20 protein-coding genes are annotated in these 23,114 nt (G+C 64.7%); 11 read left to right on the top strand and 9 right to left on the bottom strand.

Going from position 1 to position 23,114, the window contains the following annotated elements; translation table 11 throughout:
- Positions 1 to 6: 6 nt before the first annotated feature.
- Together J2R80_RS35450 and J2R80_RS35445 are read right to left on the bottom strand one after the other, a co-directional pair.
- Positions 7 to 513 (bottom strand): YkgB family protein, encoded by a 507-nt coding sequence (locus J2R80_RS35450; RefSeq protein ID WP_057015903.1) that lies wholly within the window; start codon positions 511 to 513, stop codon positions 7 to 9.
- 37 nt (positions 514 to 550) lie between these two features.
- Entirely contained in the window at positions 551 to 1,087 is a 537-nt protein-coding gene (locus J2R80_RS35445) for a carboxymuconolactone decarboxylase family protein (protein WP_253640227.1), read from the bottom strand.
- A gap of 130 nt (positions 1,088 to 1,217) precedes the next feature.
- Here J2R80_RS35445 and J2R80_RS35440 point away from each other — a divergent pair, with 130 nt between their 5' ends.
- Positions 1,218 to 2,213, top strand: a complete 996-nt coding sequence (locus tag J2R80_RS35440; RefSeq protein WP_076833512.1) for an AraC family transcriptional regulator — start codon at positions 1,218 to 1,220, stop codon at positions 2,211 to 2,213.
- A 53-nt stretch (positions 2,214 to 2,266) separates the two neighbouring features.
- Here J2R80_RS35440 and J2R80_RS35435 read toward each other — a convergent pair whose 3' ends face one another.
- Positions 2,267 to 3,193: a response regulator transcription factor gene (locus tag J2R80_RS35435; RefSeq protein WP_076833513.1), complete on the bottom strand. Its 927-nt coding sequence runs from the start codon at positions 3,191 to 3,193 to the stop codon at positions 2,267 to 2,269.
- Positions 3,183 to 6,551 carry a hybrid sensor histidine kinase/response regulator gene (locus J2R80_RS35430; RefSeq protein WP_076833515.1) on the bottom strand — a complete coding sequence of 1,123 codons (3,369 nt, stop codon included), beginning with the start codon at positions 6,549 to 6,551 and terminating at the stop codon, positions 3,183 to 3,185. The genes J2R80_RS35435 and J2R80_RS35430 overlap by 11 nt, the downstream gene beginning before the upstream one ends.
- Positions 6,552 to 6,720: 169 nt before the next feature.
- Between J2R80_RS35430 and urtA the strand changes: the two genes are divergently transcribed.
- From urtA to J2R80_RS35395, 7 genes are all read left to right on the top strand, one after another.
- Entirely contained in the window at positions 6,721 to 7,983 is a 1,263-nt protein-coding gene (urtA, locus tag J2R80_RS35425; RefSeq protein ID WP_057015907.1) for an urea ABC transporter substrate-binding protein, read from the top strand.
- Between the two features lie 171 nt (positions 7,984 to 8,154).
- Positions 8,155 to 9,081, top strand: a complete 927-nt coding sequence (gene urtB / locus J2R80_RS35420) for an urea ABC transporter permease subunit UrtB (RefSeq protein WP_076833517.1) — start codon at positions 8,155 to 8,157, stop codon at positions 9,079 to 9,081.
- A 17-nt stretch (positions 9,082 to 9,098) separates the two neighbouring features.
- Entirely contained in the window at positions 9,099 to 10,235 is a 1,137-nt protein-coding gene (gene urtC, locus J2R80_RS35415; protein WP_057015908.1) for an urea ABC transporter permease subunit UrtC, read from the top strand.
- Between the two features lie 12 nt (positions 10,236 to 10,247).
- Positions 10,248 to 11,003 carry an urea ABC transporter ATP-binding protein UrtD gene (urtD, locus tag J2R80_RS35410; RefSeq protein ID WP_057015909.1) on the top strand — a complete coding sequence of 252 codons (756 nt, stop codon included), beginning with the start codon at positions 10,248 to 10,250 and terminating at the stop codon, positions 11,001 to 11,003.
- Positions 11,004 to 11,015: 12 nt separating this feature from the next.
- Positions 11,016 to 11,705, top strand: a complete 690-nt coding sequence (urtE, locus tag J2R80_RS35405) for an urea ABC transporter ATP-binding subunit UrtE (RefSeq protein ID WP_050400072.1) — start codon at positions 11,016 to 11,018, stop codon at positions 11,703 to 11,705.
- A gap of 28 nt (positions 11,706 to 11,733) precedes the next feature.
- Positions 11,734 to 12,963: a formamidase gene (fmdA, locus tag J2R80_RS35400; protein WP_141339904.1), complete on the top strand. Its 1,230-nt coding sequence runs from the start codon at positions 11,734 to 11,736 to the stop codon at positions 12,961 to 12,963.
- Between the two features lie 101 nt (positions 12,964 to 13,064).
- Positions 13,065 to 13,412: a zinc ribbon domain-containing protein gene (locus J2R80_RS35395; protein WP_057015943.1), complete on the top strand. Its 348-nt coding sequence runs from the start codon at positions 13,065 to 13,067 to the stop codon at positions 13,410 to 13,412.
- Between the two features lie 116 nt (positions 13,413 to 13,528).
- Here J2R80_RS35395 and J2R80_RS35390 read toward each other — a convergent pair whose 3' ends face one another.
- The 5 genes from J2R80_RS35390 to J2R80_RS35370 form a co-directional block, all read right to left on the bottom strand.
- Positions 13,529 to 14,314, bottom strand: coding sequence for an ABC transporter ATP-binding protein (locus J2R80_RS35390; RefSeq protein WP_168857084.1), 786 nt, complete (start codon positions 14,312 to 14,314; stop codon positions 13,529 to 13,531).
- The gene (locus J2R80_RS35385; RefSeq protein ID WP_057015911.1) at positions 14,311 to 15,084 is read right to left on the bottom strand and encodes an ABC transporter permease; all 774 of its coding nucleotides are present in this window, start codon (positions 15,082 to 15,084) and stop codon (positions 14,311 to 14,313) included. Before J2R80_RS35385 ends, J2R80_RS35390 begins: the two co-directional genes overlap by 4 nt.
- A gap of 78 nt (positions 15,085 to 15,162) precedes the next feature.
- Positions 15,163 to 16,107: an ABC transporter substrate-binding protein gene (locus J2R80_RS35380; RefSeq protein ID WP_253640226.1), complete on the bottom strand. Its 945-nt coding sequence runs from the start codon at positions 16,105 to 16,107 to the stop codon at positions 15,163 to 15,165.
- Positions 16,108 to 16,241: 134 nt separating this feature from the next.
- Positions 16,242 to 16,985 (bottom strand): histidine utilization repressor, encoded by a 744-nt coding sequence (gene hutC, locus J2R80_RS35375; protein WP_076833523.1) that lies wholly within the window; start codon positions 16,983 to 16,985, stop codon positions 16,242 to 16,244.
- Entirely contained in the window at positions 16,982 to 18,340 is a 1,359-nt protein-coding gene (locus J2R80_RS35370) for a formimidoylglutamate deiminase (protein WP_076833525.1), read from the bottom strand. Before J2R80_RS35370 ends, hutC begins: the two co-directional genes overlap by 4 nt.
- Before the next feature lie 85 nt (positions 18,341 to 18,425).
- On the opposite strand from J2R80_RS35370, the gene hutI reads away from it, so the two are divergent.
- From hutI to hutU, 3 genes are read left to right on the top strand one after another with little or no spacing between them, the layout of a single operon-like run.
- Positions 18,426 to 19,640: an imidazolonepropionase gene (gene hutI, locus J2R80_RS35365; RefSeq protein WP_076833527.1), complete on the top strand. Its 1,215-nt coding sequence runs from the start codon at positions 18,426 to 18,428 to the stop codon at positions 19,638 to 19,640.
- Positions 19,637 to 21,196, top strand: coding sequence for a histidine ammonia-lyase (gene hutH, locus J2R80_RS35360; protein ID WP_253640225.1), 1,560 nt, complete (start codon positions 19,637 to 19,639; stop codon positions 21,194 to 21,196). Before hutI ends, hutH begins: the two co-directional genes overlap by 4 nt.
- A gap of 27 nt (positions 21,197 to 21,223) precedes the next feature.
- Positions 21,224 to 22,891: a urocanate hydratase gene (gene hutU / locus J2R80_RS35355; protein WP_076833531.1), complete on the top strand. Its 1,668-nt coding sequence runs from the start codon at positions 21,224 to 21,226 to the stop codon at positions 22,889 to 22,891.
- Positions 22,892 to 23,114 lie beyond the last annotated feature (223 nt).

The raw sequence follows: 23,114 nt of genomic DNA, 5'->3' as shown, positions 1-23,114 counted from the left end.
GATCAGCTATTGCCTGATCAGACGAACCACGTCCTGTCGCAGCAGGTAGAGCGAGACGGCGAGCAGGACGACGTCCTTCATCAGGAAGGGCACGTTACCGGTCATCGCGGGGAAGCCACCGGCGGCAACGTCCCAGCCATCGGGCATGAACGGAATGATGGTGACCGTCGCGATGAAGGTTCCGGTCGAGCCGAGGGCGCCGAGCACGCCTAGCCGCTTGTCCCAGAAGCCCGCGAGCAGCAGCGAACCGAACGTCCACTCAGAGGCGCCAAGGAAGTAGCTGGCGCCGGCGTGGCCGAACGCTGGGTACAGCCACCAGATCAGCGGCCCGTTGCTGATGAACGGGACCAGCCGTTCGAACTCGTACGGAAACCACTTCTGGTAACCGAAGAACAGGAACATGATCACCATCGCGGCCCGGACGACGTGATAGTCGAGATCTTCCGCGAGCAGGCCGGACCTATGAAGCGCGCGGACAAGCGGATTTTGTGTGGTGTTGGCAAGCGTGGTCATGGTCGTGATCCTTTTCGCGTGACATCGCCCGGTCGCTTCACGCGACTGCCGGGAAGTCGATGTCGGTGTCGTTGATGCGGTTGAAGACGTTGGTGAAGACCGTGGTCGCAAACGCCAGGCTGATCTCGACCAGTTGCGCGTCGCTGTAGCCGGCGGACTTGATCGCGGCGAAATCCTCGTCGCTCACGGTGCCGCTCGACTGCGCGAGCTTGCGCACGAAATGCACGAGCGCATCGCGCTTGGCGTCACCGGTCGGCGCGCCGTCGCGGATCTGCTTGAGCACATCGGCATTCACGCCGGCGAGCCTGGCGAGATGCGAGTGCGCGGCGACACAATAATCGCAGCCGCTGGCAGCGCTGATCACGAGCTTGACGATCTCCAGGTCGCGCCGGGGCAGGCTGCCGCCAGTCAGGACGGCATCGGCCGCGAGGATCGATTTGAGCGCGGCCGCACCGTGGGCGGCAATCGCCGCGTAGGTGTTCGGGACGGCGCCGATCGCCTTCTTGATCTGGGCGTAGATCTGGCCGGACGGGCCGGTATCGGTTTCGAGATTGGGGGTTGAGAGACGAGACATGGTGGCACTCCTTGTTTGGGGTGGTGAACGATTGCGGAGTGACAATAGGATCGAGATTTGAGACATTGAATGTTCATATTGCTCGTTTATATGCTCCATCGTCTCATGAACTGCTTCGGGGGGAATGGCTATGGATTGGCTGAGCCGGCTGTTCGAGATGATGCCGGTGCGCGGGCGGCTCGACCTGCGCTGCAGCTACAGCGTGCCCTGGCGTATCGAGCAGGGCCCGGGTGTAACCAGCGAGATCCCCTATCATGCGGTGCTTGCCGGCTCGGCGATCCTGGACGACGCCGCGGGCGGACGGCCGTTGCTGCTGAAGGCCGGCGACATCCTCCTGCTTCCCGGCAACCCGCGACACGTGATGCACGATGGCAGCGGGGCGACACCGCTGCCGGCGCGCAACCGGGCGGCGGAGAATTTCACGATCAGCGAAAACCTCGGATCGGACGAACGGCTTGACCTGTTGTGCGGGCACTTCGCGATTGCACCGCCACACGACCGTCTGTTGCGCGGTTATCTTCCGCCGCGCCTTGTCGTGCACGCCGGCACGCGTGCGGGAAAGGGAACGGCTGCGCAGCTCGCCGGGCTCGTGTCGCTGATGCGCAGCGAAACGGCCGACGATCATCTGGGCGGCCACGCCATGCTGAATGCGCTGTCCACGGCAATGTTCGCGCTTGTGCTGCGGCTTGCCAGCGAGACCGATGCAACGTCACGGGGACTTCTCGCCCTGGTCGGCGATCCCAGGCTCGCGCCGGCCGTGGCCGCCATGTTCAAGGAGCCCGCGCATGCGTGGTCGCTGCCGGAGCTCGCACGGCTTTGCAACATGTCGCGCGCGACGCTGGCGCGGCAGTTCCAGGACAAGCTCGGGCGATCGGCCAGCGATCTGCTCACCGATATCAGGATGACACTTGCGGCGAACGAGTTGAAGGGATCATCGCTTTCGACGGGCGCCGTGGCAGAGATGGTCGGGTATCAATCGGAGGCTGCCTTTCAGCGCGCCTTCAAGAGCCACATGGGCGTGACGCCGGCGCAGTGGCGAAAGACGCAGCCGCCGGAACACGACGTGTCGTTGGAATCTGCGGTGCCAGCTGATCGGAAAGGCAGTTCGCCGACTGTGGATGCTTAGCGTCCTCCGTGCCTCGCGTACGTTTCGGTGCGCGAGGCGCAGAGGGCGCTCGATCAAGACTTGCGATGCCTTGCGTTGACCGCGATCGCGGCGGCGGCGGTGCGGTTCTCGACCCCGAGCTTGGCGTAGATCTGCTCGAGGTGCTTGTCGACGGTGCGCGGGCTGAGGCCGAGGATCTGCGCGATGTCGCGGTTGGTCTTGCCCTTGGACAGCCAGGACAGCACCTCGCCCTCGCGGGTGGTCAGGCCGAGCTCGCTGGAGAACTCGGCCGGCATGTCGCCGCTGGTGTCCTTGGCGAGCCGCAGCAGGAATTCGTTGGGCCCGAGCTTGCCCATATATTGCAGCCGAAGCTGTTCGTTGCCGGGGAACGACGCCACGGTCGCTGTCTTCTTTCCCGTGCCGCCCTTCTGCGCCTGCTCGAGCCATTGCGGCATCGGGTCCGGCAGCGCGAAATTGTCGGCGGCGTCGGCGAGCGTATCCGACAGCAGTCGCTGTGCCTGCGGCGTCGCCCACAGCAGCGCGCCGGCGCTGTTCACGGCGAGCAGATAGCGGCCGGAGACGTCGAGCGCCGCGCGGGCGCTTTGCGTCATCCGCGCATTGGCGAGATGGACCCGGATGCGCGCGAGCATCTCCTCGACCACGATCGGCTTCGTGACATAGTCGACGCCGCCGGCCTCCAGCCCGCGCACGATATGCTCGGTTTCGGCGAGGCCCGTCATGAAGATGATCGGCACGCCGTCGAGCCCTGCGTCGCGCTTCAGCCGCCGGCAGGTTTCGAAACCGTCCATGCCGGGCATCACGGCATCGAGCAACACGATATCGGGCGTGATCTGTTCGACGATGCGCATCGCCGAGGCGCCGTCGAGCGCGACCATCACGGTCATGCCAGCGCCGTCGAGCGCATCGGTCAAGAGACGCAACGTCTCGGGTGAGTCGTCGACGACGAGCGCGACGTCGCGCTTCTTCTGTTCAATGGTCATAGCTGTGCAATGTCTTCAACGTCGCCATATATTGATCGAGATCGAACCGGTCGATCAGTGTGCGCATCTGGCCGACGAAATCGGCATGTTCGGGACACTCATTGCCGATCTCGTCGAGCTTGAGCTGGATCGCCCTGACATAGCCGAGCTGGCCGAGGCTGATCAGCTCTTCGACATATTTCACCGGCGGCCGCGAACCGCTCTCGGGCTTCCATTGCGGAGGCGGGGCCGGCTCGGCCTCATACTGCCACTCGATCTTGAGCAACTGGCGGATGGTCTCGAGCAGCCGCGGGATGTCGATCGGCTTCATCAGGTAGCCGTCATGGAATGGCTGCGCCAGCGGCGCGCCATGAGCCTCCAGCGCGCTGGCCGAGATCATCAGGATCCGCGCCTGGTGATGGCCTTCGGAGCGCAGGGTTTCGGCGACCGTCCAGCCGTCCATGCCCGCCATCGAGATGTCGAGCAGAAATAAGTCCGGCCGGCAATGCTGTGCGAGGGCAAGGCAGCCCGGTCCGTCCGGCGCGCTGAGCAGGATGAAGCCGAGCGGCGTCAGGATCTCGCGCAACAGGTCGCGGTGGGTCGGGTCGTCGTCGGTGATCAGGATGGTCTTGCGCGGACCGTGATAGCCGTACACGGGAGCATCGACCGGTGCATCGCGCCGCGGATTGGTGACCTCCGACAGCAGCAGCTTGACGCGGAAGGTGCTGCCGGTGCCGACCGTGCTCAGGACCTTGATGTCGCCGCCCATCACGCCCGCGAGCAGGCGGCTGATGGTCAGGCCAAGCCCGGTGCCGGTCTGCGGCTGGGTGACGCCGAGCGCACCGCGCTCGAACGGCGCGAAGATCCGCTCGAGGTCGTCGGGCTGGATGCCCGGCCCGGTATCGATCACCTCGAACTCTGCGACCGGGCTGCGGTAATGCACCACGAACTGGACCTGGCCGGATTGCGTGAACTTGATCGCGTTCGACAGCAGGTTGATCAGGATCTGACGCAGCCGCTTCTCGTCGGCATAGACCACGACGGGCAGCACGGCAGGCCGTTTGAACACGAAGTCGATGCCTTTTGCTGCGGCTTGCAGGCGGAACATGCCGACCAGCTGCTCGAGGAAATCGTTCAGCCGCACTTCGTCGCGCGACAGGTAGAGCCGGCCGGCCTCGATCTTGGAGATATCGAGGATGCCGTCGATCAGCCCAGACAGATGATCGGCGCTGCGGCGGACGACGCGCACCTGCTCGCGCGGCCGCACCTGCAGGCTGTCGTCCTGCTCCAATAGCTGCGCGTAGCCGGAGATCGCATTCAGCGGCGAGCGAAGCTCGTGGCTGAGGCCCACGACGTAGCGGCTTTTGGCGAGATTGGCTGACTCGGCGACTTCCTTGGCGCGCTGCAGTTCGGCGTCGGTGCGCTTGTGGGCGTCGATCTCCTGGATTAGCAGCGTGGTCTGGCGGCGTGTTTCCGCTTCCGCGGCGCGCCGGCTTTGTTGCGCCAGCACGAACAGCCAGGCGACCACGCCGATGATGAGGGTCAGCGCAAAGAACACCTTCCAGAGCACGTCGGCCAGCAATTCATTGGCATGCACGGCCGCCGTGGTCTGCAGGTAGATCAGGCCGAGCACCAGCGCCACGAGGCCGGCTGAGACGGCGAACACGCCGAGGTAATGCCCGAGCTGTGAATTGATGCGGGCGTAGATCGGCTGCGGCATCACCTTGCCCAGCGCGTCCGAGACCTGTGCGCCGATCCGGCCATGCGGCTTGCAGAGGTCATGGCAGCGTGCGTCGAGCGAGCAGCACAGTGAGCAGATCGGGCCTGCATAGGCCGGGCAGGAAGCCATGTCCTCGGGCTCGAACGCATGCTCGCAGATGCAGCACTGGATCGACTCGATGTTCTGCCAGCTCCGCTTCGGCTTGCGGGCGATGTAGTACTTGCCGTCGGTGGCCCAGGCGATCAGGGGAGCCGTGACGAACGCGACCGCAAGCGCAACGAAGGCCGACAGCGCCTTCGCGGTCGGGCCGAACAGGCCGTAGAACGCGCTGATCGAGACCACGGTGGCGATCGTCATCGCGCCGACGCCGACCGGATTGATATCGCAGAGATGGGCGCGCTTGAACTCGATGTGCTGCGGCCGCAGGCCGAGCGGCTTGTTGACGACGAGATCGGCGACCAGCGCGCCGACCCAGGCGATCGCGACGTTGGAGTAGAGCGCGAGCGTCTGCTCCAGCGCCTTGTAGACGCCGATCTCCATCAGCAGCAGCGCGACGACGACATTGAACACCAGCCACACCACGCGGCCCGGATGCGAGTGGGTGAGGCGGGAGAAGAAGTTCGACCAGGCGATCGAGCCGGCATAGGCGTTGGTGACGTTGATCTTGACCTGCGACAGGATCACAAATGTCCCGGTCAGCGCCATTGCCAGATCCGGCTGCGACAGCACGTAGCGGAAGGCTTCGAGATACATGTTGGCCGGCTCGGCCGCGTGCTCGGCCGAGACGCCGTGGCTGAGCGCGAAGAAGGCCAGGAACGAACCGGCCAGCAGCTTGAGCGCGCCGAGCACGATCCAGCCGGGACCGGCGCTCAGCAGCGCGATCCACCAGGCCTTGCGCGAGGTGCGGCGGTCGCGCGGCAGAAAGCGCAGGAAGTCGACCTGCTCGCCGATCTGCGCCACCAGCGCGAACACGACGGAGGCGGCGGTGCCGAACAGCAGCAGGTCGAGAGTCCCTGCGGGATCGCCGTGATCGCCGGCGAATTTGCGCCACTCGGTGAAGGAATGCGGATTGGCCCAGGCGATCGCCGCGAACGGCATGATGTGGAGGATGATCCACAGCGGCTGGGTCCAGAGCTGGAAGCGGCTGATCAGCGTGATGCCGTAGATGACCAGCGGAATGATCACGACTGCGCTGATCAAATAGCCGATCGGTCGCGGGATGCCGAAGCACATGTCGAGCGCGCTGGCCAGGATCACCGCCTCGATCGCGAAGAAGATGAAGGTGAAGGAGGCGTAGATCAGCGAGGTGATGGTCGAGCCGATATAGCCGAAGCCGGCGCCGCGGGTCAGCAGGTCGATGTCGATGCCGCTTTTCGCGGCATGGTAGGCGATCGGCAGCCCGCAGAGGAAGATGATGACGCTGACGACCAGGATCGCGGCGGAGGCGTTCATCGCGCCGTAATTCAGCGTGATGGTGCCGCCGATCGCCTCCAGCGCGAGGAAGGAGATCGCGCCGAGCGCGGTGTTGGCGACGCGGGCGGCGGACCAGCGCCGCGCGCTCTTGGCGGTGAAGCGCAGCGCGTAGTCTTCCAGCGTCTGGTTGGCGACCCATTGATTGTACTGGCGCCTGACGCGGTCTATCCGCTGCCGCCCTGCCACTCGTTTGAACTCCTGGTCCACGATGCGCTGATCGCGGGCAAATCCCGTACCAAAAACCTACGTCGCTATTTTGCGGTGCAGTATACGCGATCTCACGTATCAGTGCGCTGCACAAAAGTGAGCAATCCTCGCCTGATCAATAAGCGTTCTCGAACCAGATGGGGTGCTCATGTCAGACGAACCAAAACCAGGCCTGAAGTCTCCGCTCCGACGCAAGCTCTTGATGGGAATGGCGGCATTGCCGGCCGTTTCGATGCTGGGCCGTCCGGCATTTGCCGACGTTCCTGCAACCTCTGCGGTCAATACCACGGGTCTTGCAGTCACCGATAGCGAAGTCACGGTCGGCATCCTGCATTCCGTCACCGGCACCATGGCGATCTCCGAGACCGGGTCGGTCGAGGCCGAGAAGCTCGCGATCGAGCAGATCAATGCCGCCGGCGGCGTGCTCGGCCGCAAGATCAAGTTCATCCAGGAAGACGGCGCCAGCGACTGGCCGACCTTCGCGGAAAAGGCCAAGAAGCTGCTGGTCAACGACAAATGCGCGGCCGTAATGGGCTGCTGGACCTCGGCCTCGCGCAAGGCGGTGCTGCCGGTGTTCGAGCAGTACAACGGCATGCTGTACTACCCGACCTTCTATGAAGGCCTCGAGCAGTCCAAGAACGTGATCTACACCGGGCAGGAGGCGACCCAGCAGATCATCGCCGGCCTCGACTGGGTCAACAAGACCAAGGGCGCCAAGAGCTTCTACCTGCTCGGCTCGGACTACATCTGGCCGCGCACCTCGAACAAGATCGCGCGCAAGCACATCGAGAACCATCTGCAGGGCTGCAAGGTGGTCGGCGAGGAATACTTCCCGCTCGGCTCGACCCAGTTCAACTCGGTCATCAACAAGATCAAGCTGACCAAGCCGGACGTGATCTACGCGATCATCGTCGGCGGCTCCAACGTCGCATTCTACAAGCAGCTCAAGGCGGCCGGCATCGACTTGTCCAAGCAGACGCTGCTCACGATCTCGGTCACCGAGGACGAGATCGACGGCATCGGCGGCGAGAACATCGCCGGCGCCTATGCCTGCATGAAATACTTCCAGTCGCTCGACAATCCGAACAACAAGGCCTTCGTGCCCGCCTTCAAGAAGATGTGGGGCGAGAAGACCGTGATCGGAGACGTCACCCAGGCTGCCTATCTCGGTCCGTGGCTGTGGAAGTTGACGGTGGAGAAGGCCGGCTCCTTCGACATCGACAAGGTGGCGGCCGCGTCGCCCGGCGTCGAGTTCAAGGGCGCGCCGGAAGGTTACGTCCGGATCCACGAGAATCATCACCTCTGGTCGAAGACCCGCGTCGGACGCGCCAAGGCCGACGGCCAGTACGAGCTGATCTACGAGACCGCCGATCTCGTCGAGCCGGATCCGTTCCCCAAGGGCTACCAGTGAGCCTGTAGCCCGCATGAGCGGGGCGATATGCGGGACCGTCCCGGGTATCGCACCCGCTCACCCGGGCTACGAAGCTCCACAACGCATCGTGGCGTGGACGTCATCGTCCACGCCGCGGAACGAGCGTCGCTTGACCGGCGGCGCGTGCCCCTTGGAATGACGGAGGACCAGATGTTCGGCGACTATTCGATCAGCGATCTCGGCGCCATCCTTGCGATGCAGGGATTTGCCGGGCTCATCCTGTTCTCCGTCTATGTGCTGATGGCGCTGGGGCTTGCCATCATCTTCGGCCAGATGGGCGTCATCAACATGGCCCATGGCGAGTTCATGATCCTGGGGGCGTACGTCACCTGGATGACGTCGAACGCCGTGCAGCACGTCGCGCCCTGGCTGTTCCCCGGTTACTTCTTCATCGCAATGATCCTCGCGTTCATTGCGTCAGGCGCGCTCGGCATGCTGGTCGAGTGGGCGCTGATACGCCATCTCTACAAGCGTCCGCTCGACACGCTGCTGGCGACCTGGGGCCTCAGCCTGATCCTGCAGCAGGCCTATCGTTCGGTCTTCGGCGCGCGCGAGGTCGGCGTCGAACTGCCGGAATGGATGATGGGCTCCTGGCAGGCGACCGACTCCATCCAGATTCCGATCAACGGCATGTTCGTGATGGCGCTGACCATCCTGATCACGATCGCGGTCGCCTATGTGCTGTTCTGGTCAAGCTGGGGCAAGCAGGTACGCGCCGTGGTGCAGAACCGCGTGATGGCGGGCGCCGTCGGCATCAACACCGAGAAGGTCGATCGTTACACCTTTGGCCTCGGCTGCGGCATCGCCGGGATCGCCGGCTCGGCCTTCACCATGATCGGCTCGACCGGACCGACCGCCGGCCAGCTCTACATCGTCGACACCTTCCTGGTCGTCGTGTTCGGCGGTGCGGCTTCGCTGTTCGGCACCATCGCCTCCGCCTTCTCGATCTCGCAGACCCAATCGACGCTGGAATTCTTCCTGTCGGGATCGATGGCCAAGGTGATCACGCTGCTGACGATCGTCGCGATCCTGATGGTGCGTCCGCAGGGGCTCTTCGCGCTCAAGGTCCGCAAATAAGAACAAGCAGGCTGGTCATGATCATCAACTCGCGCTTTTTCAATCGCTCCGAACTGCTCGGCTTCCTTGCGCTCGCAGTGCTGTTGTTTGTCATCCTGCCGCTGTCGCTGGATATCTTCCGCCTCAACCTCGTCGCCAAATATTTGACCTACGCCTTCGTCGGGATCGGCCTCGTGCTGTGCTGGGGCTATGGCGGCATCCTGAGCCTGGGGCAGGGCGTGTTCTTCGGCCTCGGCGGCTACTGCATGGCGATGTACCTCAAGCTCGAGGCGTCGTCGGTCGCGAACACCAAGATCCAGTCGACGCCGGGCATCCCCGACTTCATGGACTGGAACCAGCTCACCTCGCTGCCTTTCTTCTGGAAGCCGTTCCACAGCTTCCCGGTCACGCTGCTTGCGATCTTGCTGGTTCCCGCGGTCTTCGCGCTGATCATCGGTGCCGCGATGTTCAAGCGTCGGGTCGGCGGCGTGTACTTTGCCATCATCACGCAAGCGATCGCCGCGATCCTCACTATTCTGATTGTCGGGCAGCAAGGCTACACCGGTGGCATCAACGGCATTACCGACTTACGCACGCTGCACGGCTGGGACATCCGCACCGATCACGCCAAGTTCATTCTGTATTTCGTCGAGGTTGTGCTGCTGTTCGGCTGCATCTGCGTCGCGCAGTTCATCCGCCTGACAAAACTCGGGCGCATCCTGGTGGCAATGCGGGAGCAGGAGGATCGCGTGCGCTTCTCCGGTTACAGCGTCGCCAACTTCAAGATCTTCGCATTCTGCGCCGCGGCGGTGTTTGCTGCGATCGGCGGCGCCATGTTCACGCTCGAGGTCGGCTTCATGTCGCCGTCCTTCGTCGGCATCGTGCCGTCGATCGAGATGGTGATCTACACCGCGGTCGGCGGCCGGATGTCGATCTTCGGCGCAGTCTGGGGCGCGCTCCTGGTCAATTTCGCCAAGACCAGCCTCTCGGAGTCCTTCCCGCAGCTCTGGCTGTTCGGCCTCGGCGCGCTGTTCATCGCGGTCGTGCTCGCCTTCCCGAACGGGCTCTCCGGCATCTGGGCGGACCACGTCCAGCCGCGCATCGATCGCCTGCTGGCATCACGCAAATCGAAATCGGCGGCCGGCCTGATCGCCGACGGCGCACCGGCCGAGTGAGGAGGGATCATCATGCTCGTCGGCCATCAGCCCAAGGACTTCCTGCTCGCGGTCTCCGGTCTCACTGTGTCGTTCGATGGCTTCAAGGCCGTGAACGATCTCTCCTTCTATGTTGAGGAGAACGAGATCCGCGTCATCATCGGCCCGAACGGCGCCGGCAAGACCACGGTGCTCGACCTGATCTGCGGCAAGACCAGGGCGACGTCAGGCTCGATCCAGTTCCGTGGCCAGGAGCTGACCAGGTTGCGCGAGAACGAGATCGTGCAGGCCGGGGTGGGACGCAAGTTCCAGACGCCGTCGGTGTTCGAGGATCTCACCGTGTTCGAGAACCTCGAGATTTCCTTCCCGCGCGGCCGGACCGTGTTCGGCTCGTTGACCTTCCAGCGCGACGATACCGTCAGGCAGCGGGTCGAGGAGGTCGCCGAGATGATCTTCCTGAAGGACAAGCTCAACACCTATGCCGACCAGTTGAGCCATGGCCAGAAGCAGTGGCTCGAGATCGGCATGCTGCTGATCCAGGATCCGGACCTCTTGATGCTCGACGAGCCGGTCGCCGGCATGAGCGTGTCTGAGCGCGCCAAGACGGCCGAGCTGCTCAACCGCATCATCAAGGACCGTTCGGTGCTGGTGATCGAGCACGACATGAAGTTCGTCGAGGACATCGCGCACAAGGTCACGGTGCTGCACCAGGGACAGATCCTGTCCGAGGGAACGATGGAGCACGTCAAGAACGATCCGAAAGTCATCGAAGTGTATTTGGGCCACTGAGGAACCGGGACGATGCTGGCAATCAATGATCTTCACGTCGCCTATGGCCAGAGCGAGGTGCTGCACGGCCTCAACGTCTCGGTCGCGCCCAACGAGATCGTCGCGATCATGGGCCGCAACGGCATGGGCAAGACCACGCTGATGAAGTCGCTGATGGGCATCCTGCCGGCCAAGAGCGGCAAGGTGACCATGGACGGCACCGAGCTCGGCGCGATGAAGAGCTACGAGCGGGTCGCGAAGGGGCTCGCCTATGTGCCGCAGGGTCGCATGATCTTCTCCACGATGACGGTGAAGGAGAACATCGAGACCGGGCTCGTGGTGTCAGGCGGCTCCGAGGTACCGGGCGACATCTATGAGCTGTTTCCGGTGCTGCTCGAGATGAAGGGCCGCCGCGGCGGCAATCTCTCGGGTGGACAGCAGCAGCAGCTCGCGATCGCCCGCGCTCTGGCGACCAAGCCGAAGGTGCTGCTGCTGGACGAGCCGACCGAAGGCATCCAGCCGTCGATCATCAAGGACATGGCGCGCACCCTGAAGCGGATCCGCGACGAGCGCGGGCTGTCGATTGTGGTCTCCGAACAGGTCCTGAGCTTCGCGCTCGACATCGCCGACCGGGTGCTCGTCATCGAGAATGGCGAGATCGTCCGCGACGATCCGCGCGCCAGCGTCGATGCCGCGCAGATTTCCAAGTACCTGTCCGTCTAACTATCAGTAACCCAAGGGGAGCAATGCGATGCCAGATACACTGATCAAGGTCGATCTCAGCAAGTCGGCCTACGAAAACGACAAGATCCACAACCGCTGGCATCCGGAGGTTCCGATCGTCGAGTGGGTCAGCCCCGGCGAGGACTTCATCATCGAGACCGTCGACTGGACTGGTGGCTTCATCAAGAACAACGATTCGGCCGACGACGTGCGCGATATCGATCTGTCGATCGTGCACTTCCTGTCCGGCCCGATCGGCGTCAAGGGCGCCGAGCCTGGCGACCTCCTCGTCGTCGACCTGCTCGACGTCGGTCCCTTGAAGGAGAGCCTGTGGGGCTTCAACGGCTTCTTCTCCAAGCAGAATGGCGGCGGCTTCCTTACCGACCATTTCCCGCTGGCGCAGAAGTCGATCTGGGACATCAAGGGCCTCTACACCTCGTCGCGCCACGTCCCCGGCGTGAACTTCGCCGGCTTGATCCATCCCGGCCTGATCGGCTGTCTGCCCGACGCCAAGATGCTTGCCGCATGGAACGCGCGCGAAGCCGAACTGATCGCGACCAACCCGACCCGCGTGCCGGGCCTCGCCAACCCGCCGTTCGCGCCGACCGCCCATGCGGGCCAGGCCAAGGGCGACGTCAAGGCCAAGATCGGCCTCGAGGGCGCCCGCACCGTGCCGCCGCGCGAGCATGGCGGCAATTGCGACATCAAGGATCTGTCGCGCGGCTCGAAGATCTACTTCCCGGTTTATGTGCCGGGCGGCGGGCTCTCGATGGGCGATCTGCATTTCAGCCAGGGCGACGGCGAGATCACCTTCTGCGGCGCGATCGAAATGGCCGGCTGGCTGCACATCAAGGTCGACGTCATCAAGGACGGCGTCTCGAAATACGGCATCAAGAACCCCGTGTTCAAGCCGTCGCCGATCACGCCGAACTACAAGGATTACCTGATTTTCGAGGGCATCTCGGTCGACGAGGCCGGCAAGCAGCATTATCTCGACGTCCACATCGCCTATCGCCAGGCTTGCCTCAACGCGATCGAGTATCTGAAGAAGTTCGGCTACTCCGGCGCCCAGGCCTATTCGATCCTCGGCACCGCGCCGTGCCAGGGTCACATCTCCGGCGTCGTCGACGTGCCGAATGCCTGCGCCACGTTGTGGCTGCCGACGGAGATCTTCGACTTCGACGTCATGCCGTCGTCGGCGGGACCGATCAAGCACATCACGGGCGACGTGCAGATGCCAATCTCGCCGGACAAGTGATCCTTTTGGTGATCCCTGCGCGAAGGGTGCGGGACGGCTGCGTATTGGCCGCCCCGCATCCATCGCCGGATGTCACGCACGATTGCGCAAGGATGAAGGAAATGCCGATCTACGAATATCTCTGCAACGACTGCGGCCCGTTCACCGACATGCGGCCGATGGCGGAATGCGACCTGCCGCAGGACTGCCCGCAATGCGAGACGACGTCGCCGCGCGTGATCCTGACCGCGCCGGCGTTCTTCTGCATGCCCTCCGACAAGCGCAAGGCCCACGCCACCAACGAGCAGAGCCGCCATGCGCCGAAGACGCTCGATCAATACAAGGCGGCGCACGGCCCGGGCTGCGGCTGCTGCTCGACGGGAAGGAAGAAGCCGGCACGGCTGATGACCAAGACCAAGAGCGGCGCCAAGGGCTTTCCGACCGCGCGGCCCTGGATGATCAGCCATTAGAGCGTTTTCGAGCGAAGTGGATACCGGTTCGCGTTAAGAAAACGCGTCAAAACAAGAGTCTGGAGCCCGTCCCGATTCACTCGGAACGGGAAGGGCTCTAGAAGCGTGGCTGATCATCAGGCCTGTTCGGCGACCTTCAGGGCTTCGGTGCGGATTTCCTCGACCAGCCGTTCCTTCAGGGCGACGAATTCGGGCGTGGTCTTGATCTTGTAGGACCGGGGATGCGGCAGGTCGACTGCGATCTCGGCCTTGATGCGGCCCGGACGCGCGCTCATGACGATGACGCGGCTGCCGAGGAAGATCGCTTCCTCGATGTCGTGGGTGACGAACAGCACCGTTTTCTGGTCGCGCTCCCAGATCCCCAGCAGCATCTCCTGCATCAGCGCGCGCGTCTGGTTGTCCAGCGCGCCGAACGGCTCGTCGAGCAGCAGGATCTTCGGATCGTTGGCCAGCGCACGGGCAATCGCGGTGCGCTGCTGCATGCCGCCCGACAGCTGCTTGGGCCAGTGATTTTCGAAGCCCGATAGCCCGACCCGGCGAATGAACGCATCGGCGATCTCGTGGCGCTCCGCTTGCGACACGCCGCGCTCGCGCAGGCCGAAGGCGATATTCTCCCGCACCGTCAGCCACGGAAACAATGTGTAGGACTGAAACACCATGCCGCGATCGGCGCCGGGGCCGGTGATTTCGCGCCCGTCGAGCGTGACCCGTCCGCTGGTCGGCCGGTCGAGCCCGGCGATGATCCGGAGCAAAGTGGACTTTCCGCATCCGGAGGGGCCGAGGATGGTGACGAAGTCGTTGTTGCCGACGTCGAGCGTGGTCGGCTCGAGCGCTCTCGTCGGCGCGTTGCCGGCGCGGGCGGGGAAGGTTCGCGAGACCTGATCGATCCTGAGCGCGGTCATGCGAGCTTCCACGGGAACAGCCAGGCGTTGAAGGCCTTGAACAGGAAATCGGAGATCAGGCCGATCAGCCCGATCACGATGATGCCGAAGATGATCTGGCCCGTGTTGAGCAGCGCCTGGCTGTCGGTGATCATGTGTCCGATGCCGGATGATGAGCCGATCAATTCGGCCACGATGACGTAGGTCCAGGCCCAGCCCAGCACCAGCCGGAGGATTTCGGCAATCTCGGGCGCGGCGGAGGGCAGCAGCACGCGGCGGATGATGCCGCGGTCGCGGGCGCCGAGCGTGTAGGCGGCCTCCACCAGGTCGCGCCGTGTGGCACCGACGGTGACGGCGACCATCAGGATGATCTGAAATACTGCGCCGATGAAGATCACAAGCAGCTTCTGCAACTCACCGATGCCCGCCCACAGGATCAGCAGCGGGATGAAGGCGGATGCCGGCAGATAGCGCGCAAAGGACACAAAGGGCTCGAGAAAGGCCTCGATCGGCTTGTAAGCGCCCATCAGAACGCCGAGCGGCACCGCGATGACGGCAGCAAGCACAAACCCGCCGATCACGCGCCAGATCGTCATCCCGATGTCGAACAGAAAGCCCTGCTTTGCGAGCAGCTCATAGCCCTCCTGCACCATGGTCAGCGGGTTGGCGAGGAAGGTCCTCGACACATGGCCGCCGAACGTTGCCCAGGACCAGAGGGCGACGAACAGCACGAAGAAGGCGAGGCCATAGGCCACGCGCTGCTTCGATGTCGTGGGCTCGAGAGGACGCATCAAATGATCCGGAAGTAGCTTATGCGCCGGTCCCGCCCGCTGTGTCGCGAGGTGGGACCGGTCCAAATGGTTGCTGCGTTACTTGATGAAGCTTGCGTCGTAGATGTCTTCGACCTTCGACGCGGCCTTGATGATGCCGACCTCGAGCAGGAGCTCGGCAGCGTCCTTGTTGAAGGTCAGGAAGTCGCCGGCGAAGAATTTCTGGTTGGCGGCCTTGTCCTGCCAGCGCAGGTACTTTGCCGAGTTGCCGAACTGCTCGCCGGTCTGCTTCACGTCAGCGCCCATGATCTCGTAGGACTTGGCCTGGTCCTTGGCGATCATGTCGAGCGCCTCGAAATAGCTGTTGGCAAGCGCCTGCGCCGCCTTCGGATTGTCGGTCAGGAATTTCGGCGTGCAGCCGAACGTATCCATCACGATCGGGTAGTCGAGCGTGGTCGCGATGATCTTGCCCTTGTCGGGAGCGGCGCGCACCGTCGACAGATAAGGCTCGTAGGTCATCGCGGCATCGTTCTGGCCGGAGACGAAGGCCTGCGCTGCGGCGGCCGGCTCCAGATTCACCACGGTGACGTCTTTCACCGTGAGGCCGTTCTTCTTCAGCATCCAGGCCAGCGCGAAATACGGAGAGGTGCCGGGCGCCGACGCCGCGACGGTCTTGCCCTTGAGGTCCTTGATCGCGGCGATGTCGTTGCGCACGGCCATGCCGTCGGCGCCATAGCTCTTGTCGAGTTGGAAGATTTGCTTGGTCGCGACGCCATTGGCGTTCCAGGAGATCCAGGTCTCGACCGTGGTGGCCGCGCACTGGATGTCGCCCGAGGCGATCGCGAGATGGCGGTCCTTCTGCGGAATCTTCTTCAGGGTCACGTCGAGGCCGTTCTTCTTGAAGATGCCGGCCTCCTTGGCGAGCGTCAGCGGCGCGAAGCCGGTCCATCCGGAGATGCCGACGCCGACCTTGACGTCATCCGCGAACGCGCCCGTGGACGCGAGCAACACTGCGATTGCGGGCAATAGCTTGAAGGAACGCATGATTGTCGACCCCTTGAACGATGGATTGAACCCAGTTGATGTCTTCACGTCAGTCGCGGCGGATTGCCGCATGAAGCATGTCGGCGGACGATGGCCCATGATGCATTGCATGAAATATGCCGCGCAAGCTGTCCTCAGCCTCCCTTGAAGCGGGCCACCAGGCGATGCGTCTCGCCTGGATAATGCAGCCGCACCGCCGTCAGCGTGCGCGCGCTGCGCCAGGTGTAGCGGTCGATCACGAGGCAGGGCGCCCCGACCGCGATGTCGAGCGCCTTTGCCGTGCGGTCGTCGGCGATGACGGCGCTGATCGTATGCTCGGCTTCGGTCCACGGCACATGGTGCAGCAGCCATGACCCCGGCGGTTCGCGGGCGAAGTCCGCGGTTGCAGCTTCCGGCACCGTGGAGAGATCGATCAGCCTGTCCTCGACGGCGAACGGCACATTGTCGGCGCTGTGCCGGCAGGCGATCGCGACTATCTTGCCGGCCGTGCTGACGCCGAGCCGGGCGCGATCGGCCGATGTCGCGGTACGGCGCCGGCATTCGATCAGCTGATAGCCGTAGCTGCGGCCGAGCGCGGTGATCTCGGCGCGGATGTCGGCGATCTTGAGCACCGCCGACAGATGCTGCGGACGGCGCACGAAGGTGCCGGCACGGCGCCGCCGCTCGATCAGGTCGGCCTGCGCCAGTTCCGACAACGCCTTGTTCACCGTCATGCGCGAGCAGCGATAGCGCGCCATCAGCTGGTGCTCGAACGGGATGCGATGCCCGGGCGGCCATTCGCCGGTCAGGATCCGCGTCTCGATGTCGAGCCGGATGCGCTTGTAGAGTGTCGGCTTGTTCGCCGCGCCGGGCTTGGCCTGGTCGGAGGCGAGGCTCATGCGACGAGCCTCCGCACGCTTGCATTGAACTGCTCGCGCGCCTTGTCGCGCAGCCGATGCCGTCCGCCCGCCACCACCTTGTCGCCGGCGGCCCAGACGCAATCGATCGCGTCGCTGCCGGTTGCAAACAGCCAGCCGTCGAGAACCGCATCGCCCGATCGTCCCGCGAGGGACGGATGCGCGGTGTCGAGGCTGACGATGTCGGCGCGCGCGCCGGGCGCAAGCCCGGCCTTGGTCCGTGCCAGAGCCTGCGCGCCGCCAGCGAGCGCCTGGTCGAACAGGGCGCGGCCGGTGGATGTGCCGGGACGCCCCGAGAGTACATTGCGCTCGCGGTGTTTCAGCCGCTGACCGTATTCGAGCTGGCGCAGCTCGTCGGCGACGCCGACCAGCACATTGGAATCGGTGCCGATGCCGAACCGGCCGCCCGCGGCGAGGAATTCGCGCGCCGAAAAGATGCCGTCGCCGAGACTTGCTTCGGTGACGGGGCAAAGGCCGGCAACCGCGCCGCTGCCGGCGAGTGCATTGACTTCCTGCTCCGTCATGTGGGTCGCGTGAATGAGGCACCAGCGCTGATCGACGGGCGCATGTTCGAGCAGCCATTGCACCGGCCGCTGTCCTGACCAGGCAAGGCAATCCTCCACCTCGCGCACCTGTTCGGCGGCGTGGATGTGGATCGGGTCCGCCCCGGCAAGCGGGATGATCGCCGCCAGCTCATCCGGCGCCACGGCGCGCAGGCTATGCGGAGCGATGCCGATGTTGGCGCCGGGAAGTTTTCGGATTGCCTCGCGCGAGGCGGCCATCAGCGCGGCGAACTGATCGACCGAGCAGATGAAGCGACGTTGCCCGGCATGCGGTGCGGCGCCGCCGAACGTGCTGTGAGCATAGAAACTTGGCAGCAGCGTGAGCCCGATGCCGGAGGCGTCGGCGGCCTCTGCGATGCGTATGGCCATCTCGGCGAGATTGGCGTAGGGCGCGCCGTCTCGATCATGATGCAGATAGTGAAACTCGCCGACACGGGTAAAGCCGCGCTCGAGCATCTCGACATAGAGCAGGGTCGCGACGGCTGTGACGTCGTCCGGCGTCATGGTCAGCGTGAAGCGATACATCGTCTCACGCCAGGTCCAGAACGTATCGGTCGTGTCGCCGCGCAGTTCGGCAAGGCCGGCCATGCCGCGCTGAAAGGCGTGGCTGTGCAGGCTCGCCAATCCCGGAACCGCCATTTGGTGACGTTCGTCGCCGGCGCCAGGCGCAACGCCCGCCGTCACCGAGGCGATCGCGCCATCGACAACGACGACTTGCACGTCATTGGCCCAGCCCGAAGGCAGCAGCGCGAATGCGAAATGCAGTCGTGTCATTTTTCCACGCCGGCTGGACAGAACCCGGACACGATTATATGTCTAGACATATAAGTCAAGCATCCCACCTCGAGGGGACGATCGCATGGCAGAGCGCTTCGACCGTATCTGGCACAACGCCCGGCTCGCCACGATGCGCAGCGACCGCACTGATCTCGGCGAGATCGAGCGGGGCCTGATCGCGGCGCGCGACGGCCGCATCGTCTATGCCGGCGTGCAGTCGGACTTTCCTGTGGATGCGGACGCCGTTGATCGGATCGATTGTGCCGGCCGCTGGATCACGCCTGGGCTCGTCGATTGCCACACCCATCTCGTCTTCGGCGGCGACCGCGCGCACGAGTTCGAGCTGCGCCTGAAGGGCGCGAGCTATGAGGAGATCGCGCGCGCCGGCGGCGGCATCGTCTCGACCGTTGCGGCGACGCGCAAGGCGACCGAGGCGGAGCTCGTCGCCGGCGCGCTGCCGCGGCTCGACGCGCTGATCGGCGAGGGCGCAACCACCGTCGAGATCAAGTCCGGCTATGGCCTCAATGCCGAGACCGAGATGCGGCAGCTTGCGGCGGCACGCAGCCTCGCCCGCCTGCGGCAGGTCGCGATCCGCACCTCTTTCCTCGGAGCGCATGCGCTGCCGCTGGAGGCCAATGGCGACAAGGACGGTTACATCGATCTGGTCTGCAACGAGATGCTGCCGGCCGTGGCCAAGGCCGGCCTTGCCGATGCCGTCGACGGCTTCATGGAGGGGATCGCGTTTTCCGGAGAGCAGACGGCACGGGTGTTCGAGGCGGCGCGTGCGCTCGGACTGCCGGTCAAGCTGCATGCGGATCAGCTGTCCAATCTCGGCGGCGCGGCGCTGGCCGCGAAATTCTCGGCGCTCTCGGCCGATCATCTCGAGCACACCGACGAAGCCGGCGCGGTGGCGATGGCGATGGCCGGCACCGTCGCGGTCCTGCTGCCCGGCGCGTTCTATTTCATTCGTGAAACGCACAAGCCGCCGGTCGAGCTGTTCCGTAGCCACGGTGTGAACATGGCGCTGGCGACCGATTGCAATCCTGGCAGCTCGCCGCTCACCTCGCTCCTGCTGGCGATGAACATGAGCGCAACGCTGTTCCGGATGACGGTCGCCGAATGCCTCACAGGGGTGACGCGGGAAGGGGCGCGCGCGCTCGGCATGCTCGCCGAGACCGGTACGTTAGAGGCCGGCAAGTGGTGCGATCTGGCGATCTGGGACATCGAGCGTCCGGCCGAACTGGTCTACCGCATCGGCTTCAACCCGCTGCACAGCCGGGTGTGGAGGGGGCAATGAGCGATCGGGATGCGCCTGTCGTCGTGACTCCCGGAACCGTCGGCCTCGACGTCCTGGTGCGCGTGCTCGCGGGCGCGCCCATCATGCTCGATCTATCGTGCTGGCCGCGCGTCGAGGCGGCCGCGGAGATCGTGGCGAAGGCGGCGCATATCGACGTTCCCGTCTACGGCATCAATACCGGTTTCGGGAAGCTGGCATCGACGCGCATTGCGCCCGATCAAACCGCGCTGCTTCAGCGCAACCTCATCTTGTCGCACTGCTGTGGAGTCGGTCCGAACACGCCCGAGCCGATCGTGCGTTTGATGATGGCGTTGAAAGTGATTTCGCTCGGTCGCGGCGCATCCGGCGTGCGCCGCGAGGTGATCGAGCAGTTGCAGGGCATGCTGGCGCGCGGCGTTTATCCGCTGGTGCCGCAGCAGGGCTCGGTCGGTGCCTCCGGCGATCTCGCGCCGCTCGCTCACATGACCGCGGTCATGATCGGGGAGGGACAGGCAATCCTTGATGGCAAAGTCGTGCCGGGCCGCGAAGCGCTTGCGGTTGCCGGCCTCGCGCCCTTGACGCTCGGCCCGAAGGAGGGGCTCGCGCTGATCAACGGCACGCAGTTTTCCTCCGCCTACGCCATCTCCGGTCTGCTGCGTGCGAATCGCCTGGCGTGCGCCGCGCTGGTGACCGGTGCGCTGTCGGTCGATGCGGCGATGGCGTCGACGGTGCCGTTTCGTCCCGAGATTCAATCTTTGCGTGGCCATGACGGGCAGATCGCTGCGGCCGCCGCCCTGACCGCGCTGCTTGACGGCAGCGACATCAGGCAATCGCATCTCGAAGGCGACGAGCGCGTGCAGGATCCCTATTGCCTGCGCTGCCAGCCGCAGGTCGCGGGTGCTGTGCTCGACCTGCTCGCGCAAGCCGCCCGCGGGCTGACCGTTGAGGCCAATGCCGTCACCGACAATCCACTCGTCCTGGTCGAGACCGGCGAAATCGTGTCAGGCGGCAATTTCCACGCCGAGCCGGTGGCGTTCGCCGCCGACCAGATTGCGCTCGCGCTTTCGGAGATCGGGGCGACCAGCGAGCGGCGGATCGCGACCCTCGTCGATCCCGCCCTGAACTTCGGCCTGCCGCCGTTCCTGACGCCCGAACCCGGCATCAATTCCGGCTTCATGATCGCCGAGGTGACGGCGGCGGCGCTCTATGCCGAGAACAAGCAGCGTGCGATGCCGTGCTCGATCGATTCGACGCCGACCAGCGCCAACCAGGAAGATCACGTCTCGATGGCCGCGCATGCTGCGCGCCGGCTGTCCGATATGGCCGACAATCTCGCCGCCATCCTCGGCATCGAACTGCTGGTCGCCGCGCAGGGCATCACGCTGCGCGCGCCGCACTCAACGAGCGCGCCGCTCGCTGCGGTCATTGCCGCGCTCCGAGAGCAGGTTCCGGCGCTCGCCGCCGACCGCTACATGGCTGACGATCTCGCCAGGGCGGCCGCTCTGATCGAAGCCGACGCGCTGCCCGCCGCTGCGATCGCGGTGCTTCCGACCGATCCATTTCCAAGACTGACTTAGAAGACTTGCTTAGCAGGAACATCCGTCATGAACCGCCGACTGGATAACGAACGCATCATCCGTGCTCCCCGCGGCACCGACATCAGCGCCAAGAGCTGGCTGACGGAAGCACCGCTGCGCATGCTGATGAACAATCTGGACCCTGATGTCGCCGAGCGCCCGAGCGAGCTCGTGGTTTATGGCGGCATCGGCCGTGCGGCGCGCGACTGGGAGAGCTTTGATCGGATTGCCGCGTCCTTGCGCAAGCTCGAAGGCGACCAGACCCTGCTGGTGCAGTCCGGCAAGCCGGTCGGCATTTTCCGGACCCATGCCGACGCGCCGCGCGTACTGATCGCGAATTCCAACCTGGTGCCGCATTGGGCAACGCTCGATCATTTCAACGAGCTCGACCGGCAGGGCCTGATGATGTTCGGCCAGATGACGGCAGGCTCATGGATCTATATCGGCAGCCAGGGTATCGTGCAGGGGACCTATGAGACGTTCGTCGAGGTCGGCCGCCGGCATTATAGCGGCAGTCTCGCCGGCAAATGGATCCTGACGGCGGGCCTCGGCGGCATGGGCGGTGCCCAGCCGCTGGCCGCGACGATGGCCGGCGCCTCGATGCTCGCGGTCGAATGCCAGCCGAGCCGCATCGAGATGCGGCTGCGGACGGGCTACCTCGACCGCCAGGCGGCGACGCTCGATGACGCGCTCGCAATCATTGCTGAGGCGGTCAAGAGCCAGAAGCCGGTGTCGGTCGGCCTGCTCGGCAATGCGGCCGAGATCTTTCCCGAACTGGTGCACCGCGGCGTGCGCCCGGACATCGTCACCGACCAGACCAGCGCGCATGATCCGATCAACGGTTATTTGCCGAAGGGATGGACACTCGCCGATTGGGAAACCAAACGCGCGGGCGACCCGAAGGCCGTTGAGACGGCAGCCAAGACCTCGATGGTCGATCACGTCCAGGCCATGCTGGATTTTCACGCGCAGGGAATCCCGACGCTCGATTACGGCAACAACATCCGCCAGATGGCCAAGGACATGGGCCTGAAGCAGGCGTTCGATTTTCCAGGCTTCGTTCCGGCCTATATCCGTCCGCTGTTCTGCCGCGGCGTCGGGCCGTTCCGCTGGGCGGCGCTGTCGGGCGATCCCGAGGACATCTTCAAGACCGATGCAAAGGTCAAGGAGCTGATGCCCAACGACAGCCACCTGCACAACTGGCTCGACATGGCCAAGGCGCGCATCAAGTTTCAGGGACTGCCTGCGCGAATTTGCTGGGTCGGGCTCGGCGACCGCCATCGGCTTGGCCTTGCCTTCAACGAGATGGTGGCGCGCGGCGAGCTCAAGGCGCCGATCGTGATCGGCCGCGATCATCTCGACAGCGGCTCGGTGGCGAGCCCGAACCGCGAGACCGAGGCGATGCGCGACGGCTCCGACGCGGTGTCCGACTGGCCGCTGCTCAATGCACTGCTCAACTGCGCGAGCGGCGCCACCTGGGTGTCGCTGCATCACGGCGGCGGCGTCGGCATCGGCTATTCGCAGCACGCCGGCATGGTGATCGTCGCTGACGGCACGCCGGAGGCCGCGCGCCGGCTCGAGCGTGTGCTATGGAACGACCCGGCGACAGGCGTGATGCGCCACGCCGACGCCGGCTATGACACGGCGGTCGAATGCGCGCGCGCCAACCGGCTCGATCTGCCTAGCCTGCGCTGATAGGACCTCCTCGATCGGGAGTTGCGGCATCTCCCGACCGGGGCGCAGCTTAACGAGCAATCCCGTTGCAGCTCTCAACCTTCCGGTTGATGTACGCGAGGTGACCGGCCGGACATGCCTTGATACGGGAAATCGGCGGTGCAGCTACCGGAGATAGGTGGTCCGTGGAGCGCTGCGTCTGTGACCCGTCGCGGGTGACACATTAGTCTGCCTGCTTTCGCGT

This window comes from Bradyrhizobium sp. USDA 4541 (assembly GCF_024171085.1).
GTDB lineage: Bacteria > Pseudomonadota > Alphaproteobacteria > Rhizobiales > Xanthobacteraceae > Bradyrhizobium > Bradyrhizobium australafricanum.
Note: the sequence above shows the minus strand (reverse complement) of the source record. Positions and strands in the feature narration are given on the sequence as shown.

What these genes read in the sequence shown, in the direction of transcription:
- J2R80_RS35450 (WP_057015903.1), bottom strand. Translation starts at nt 513, where the DNA reads ATGACCACGCTTGCCAACACCACACAAAATCCGCTTGTCCGCGCGCTT.
- J2R80_RS35445 (WP_253640227.1), bottom strand. Translation starts at nt 1,087, where the DNA reads ATGTCTCGTCTCTCAACCCCCAATCTCGAAACCGATACCGGCCCGTCC.
- J2R80_RS35440 (WP_076833512.1), top strand. Translation starts at nt 1,218, where the DNA reads ATGGATTGGCTGAGCCGGCTGTTCGAGATGATGCCGGTGCGCGGGCGG.
- J2R80_RS35435 (WP_076833513.1), bottom strand. Translation starts at nt 3,193, where the DNA reads ATGACCATTGAACAGAAGAAGCGCGACGTCGCGCTCGTCGTCGACGAC.
- urtA (WP_057015907.1), top strand. Translation starts at nt 6,721, where the DNA reads ATGTCAGACGAACCAAAACCAGGCCTGAAGTCTCCGCTCCGACGCAAG.
- urtB (WP_076833517.1), top strand. Translation starts at nt 8,155, where the DNA reads ATGTTCGGCGACTATTCGATCAGCGATCTCGGCGCCATCCTTGCGATG.
- urtC (WP_057015908.1), top strand. Translation starts at nt 9,099, where the DNA reads ATGATCATCAACTCGCGCTTTTTCAATCGCTCCGAACTGCTCGGCTTC.
- urtD (WP_057015909.1), top strand. Translation starts at nt 10,248, where the DNA reads ATGCTCGTCGGCCATCAGCCCAAGGACTTCCTGCTCGCGGTCTCCGGT.
- urtE (WP_050400072.1), top strand. Translation starts at nt 11,016, where the DNA reads ATGCTGGCAATCAATGATCTTCACGTCGCCTATGGCCAGAGCGAGGTG.
- fmdA (WP_141339904.1), top strand. Translation starts at nt 11,734, where the DNA reads ATGCCAGATACACTGATCAAGGTCGATCTCAGCAAGTCGGCCTACGAA.
- J2R80_RS35395 (WP_057015943.1), top strand. Translation starts at nt 13,065, where the DNA reads ATGCCGATCTACGAATATCTCTGCAACGACTGCGGCCCGTTCACCGAC.
- J2R80_RS35390 (WP_168857084.1), bottom strand. Translation starts at nt 14,314, where the DNA reads ATGACCGCGCTCAGGATCGATCAGGTCTCGCGAACCTTCCCCGCCCGC.
- J2R80_RS35385 (WP_057015911.1), bottom strand. Translation starts at nt 15,084, where the DNA reads ATGCGTCCTCTCGAGCCCACGACATCGAAGCAGCGCGTGGCCTATGGC.
- J2R80_RS35380 (WP_253640226.1), bottom strand. Translation starts at nt 16,107, where the DNA reads ATGCGTTCCTTCAAGCTATTGCCCGCAATCGCAGTGTTGCTCGCGTCC.
- hutC (WP_076833523.1), bottom strand. Translation starts at nt 16,985, where the DNA reads ATGAGCCTCGCCTCCGACCAGGCCAAGCCCGGCGCGGCGAACAAGCCG.
- J2R80_RS35370 (WP_076833525.1), bottom strand. Translation starts at nt 18,340, where the DNA reads ATGACACGACTGCATTTCGCATTCGCGCTGCTGCCTTCGGGCTGGGCC.
- hutI (WP_076833527.1), top strand. Translation starts at nt 18,426, where the DNA reads ATGGCAGAGCGCTTCGACCGTATCTGGCACAACGCCCGGCTCGCCACG.
- hutH (WP_253640225.1), top strand. Translation starts at nt 19,637, where the DNA reads ATGAGCGATCGGGATGCGCCTGTCGTCGTGACTCCCGGAACCGTCGGC.
- hutU (WP_076833531.1), top strand. Translation starts at nt 21,224, where the DNA reads ATGAACCGCCGACTGGATAACGAACGCATCATCCGTGCTCCCCGCGGC.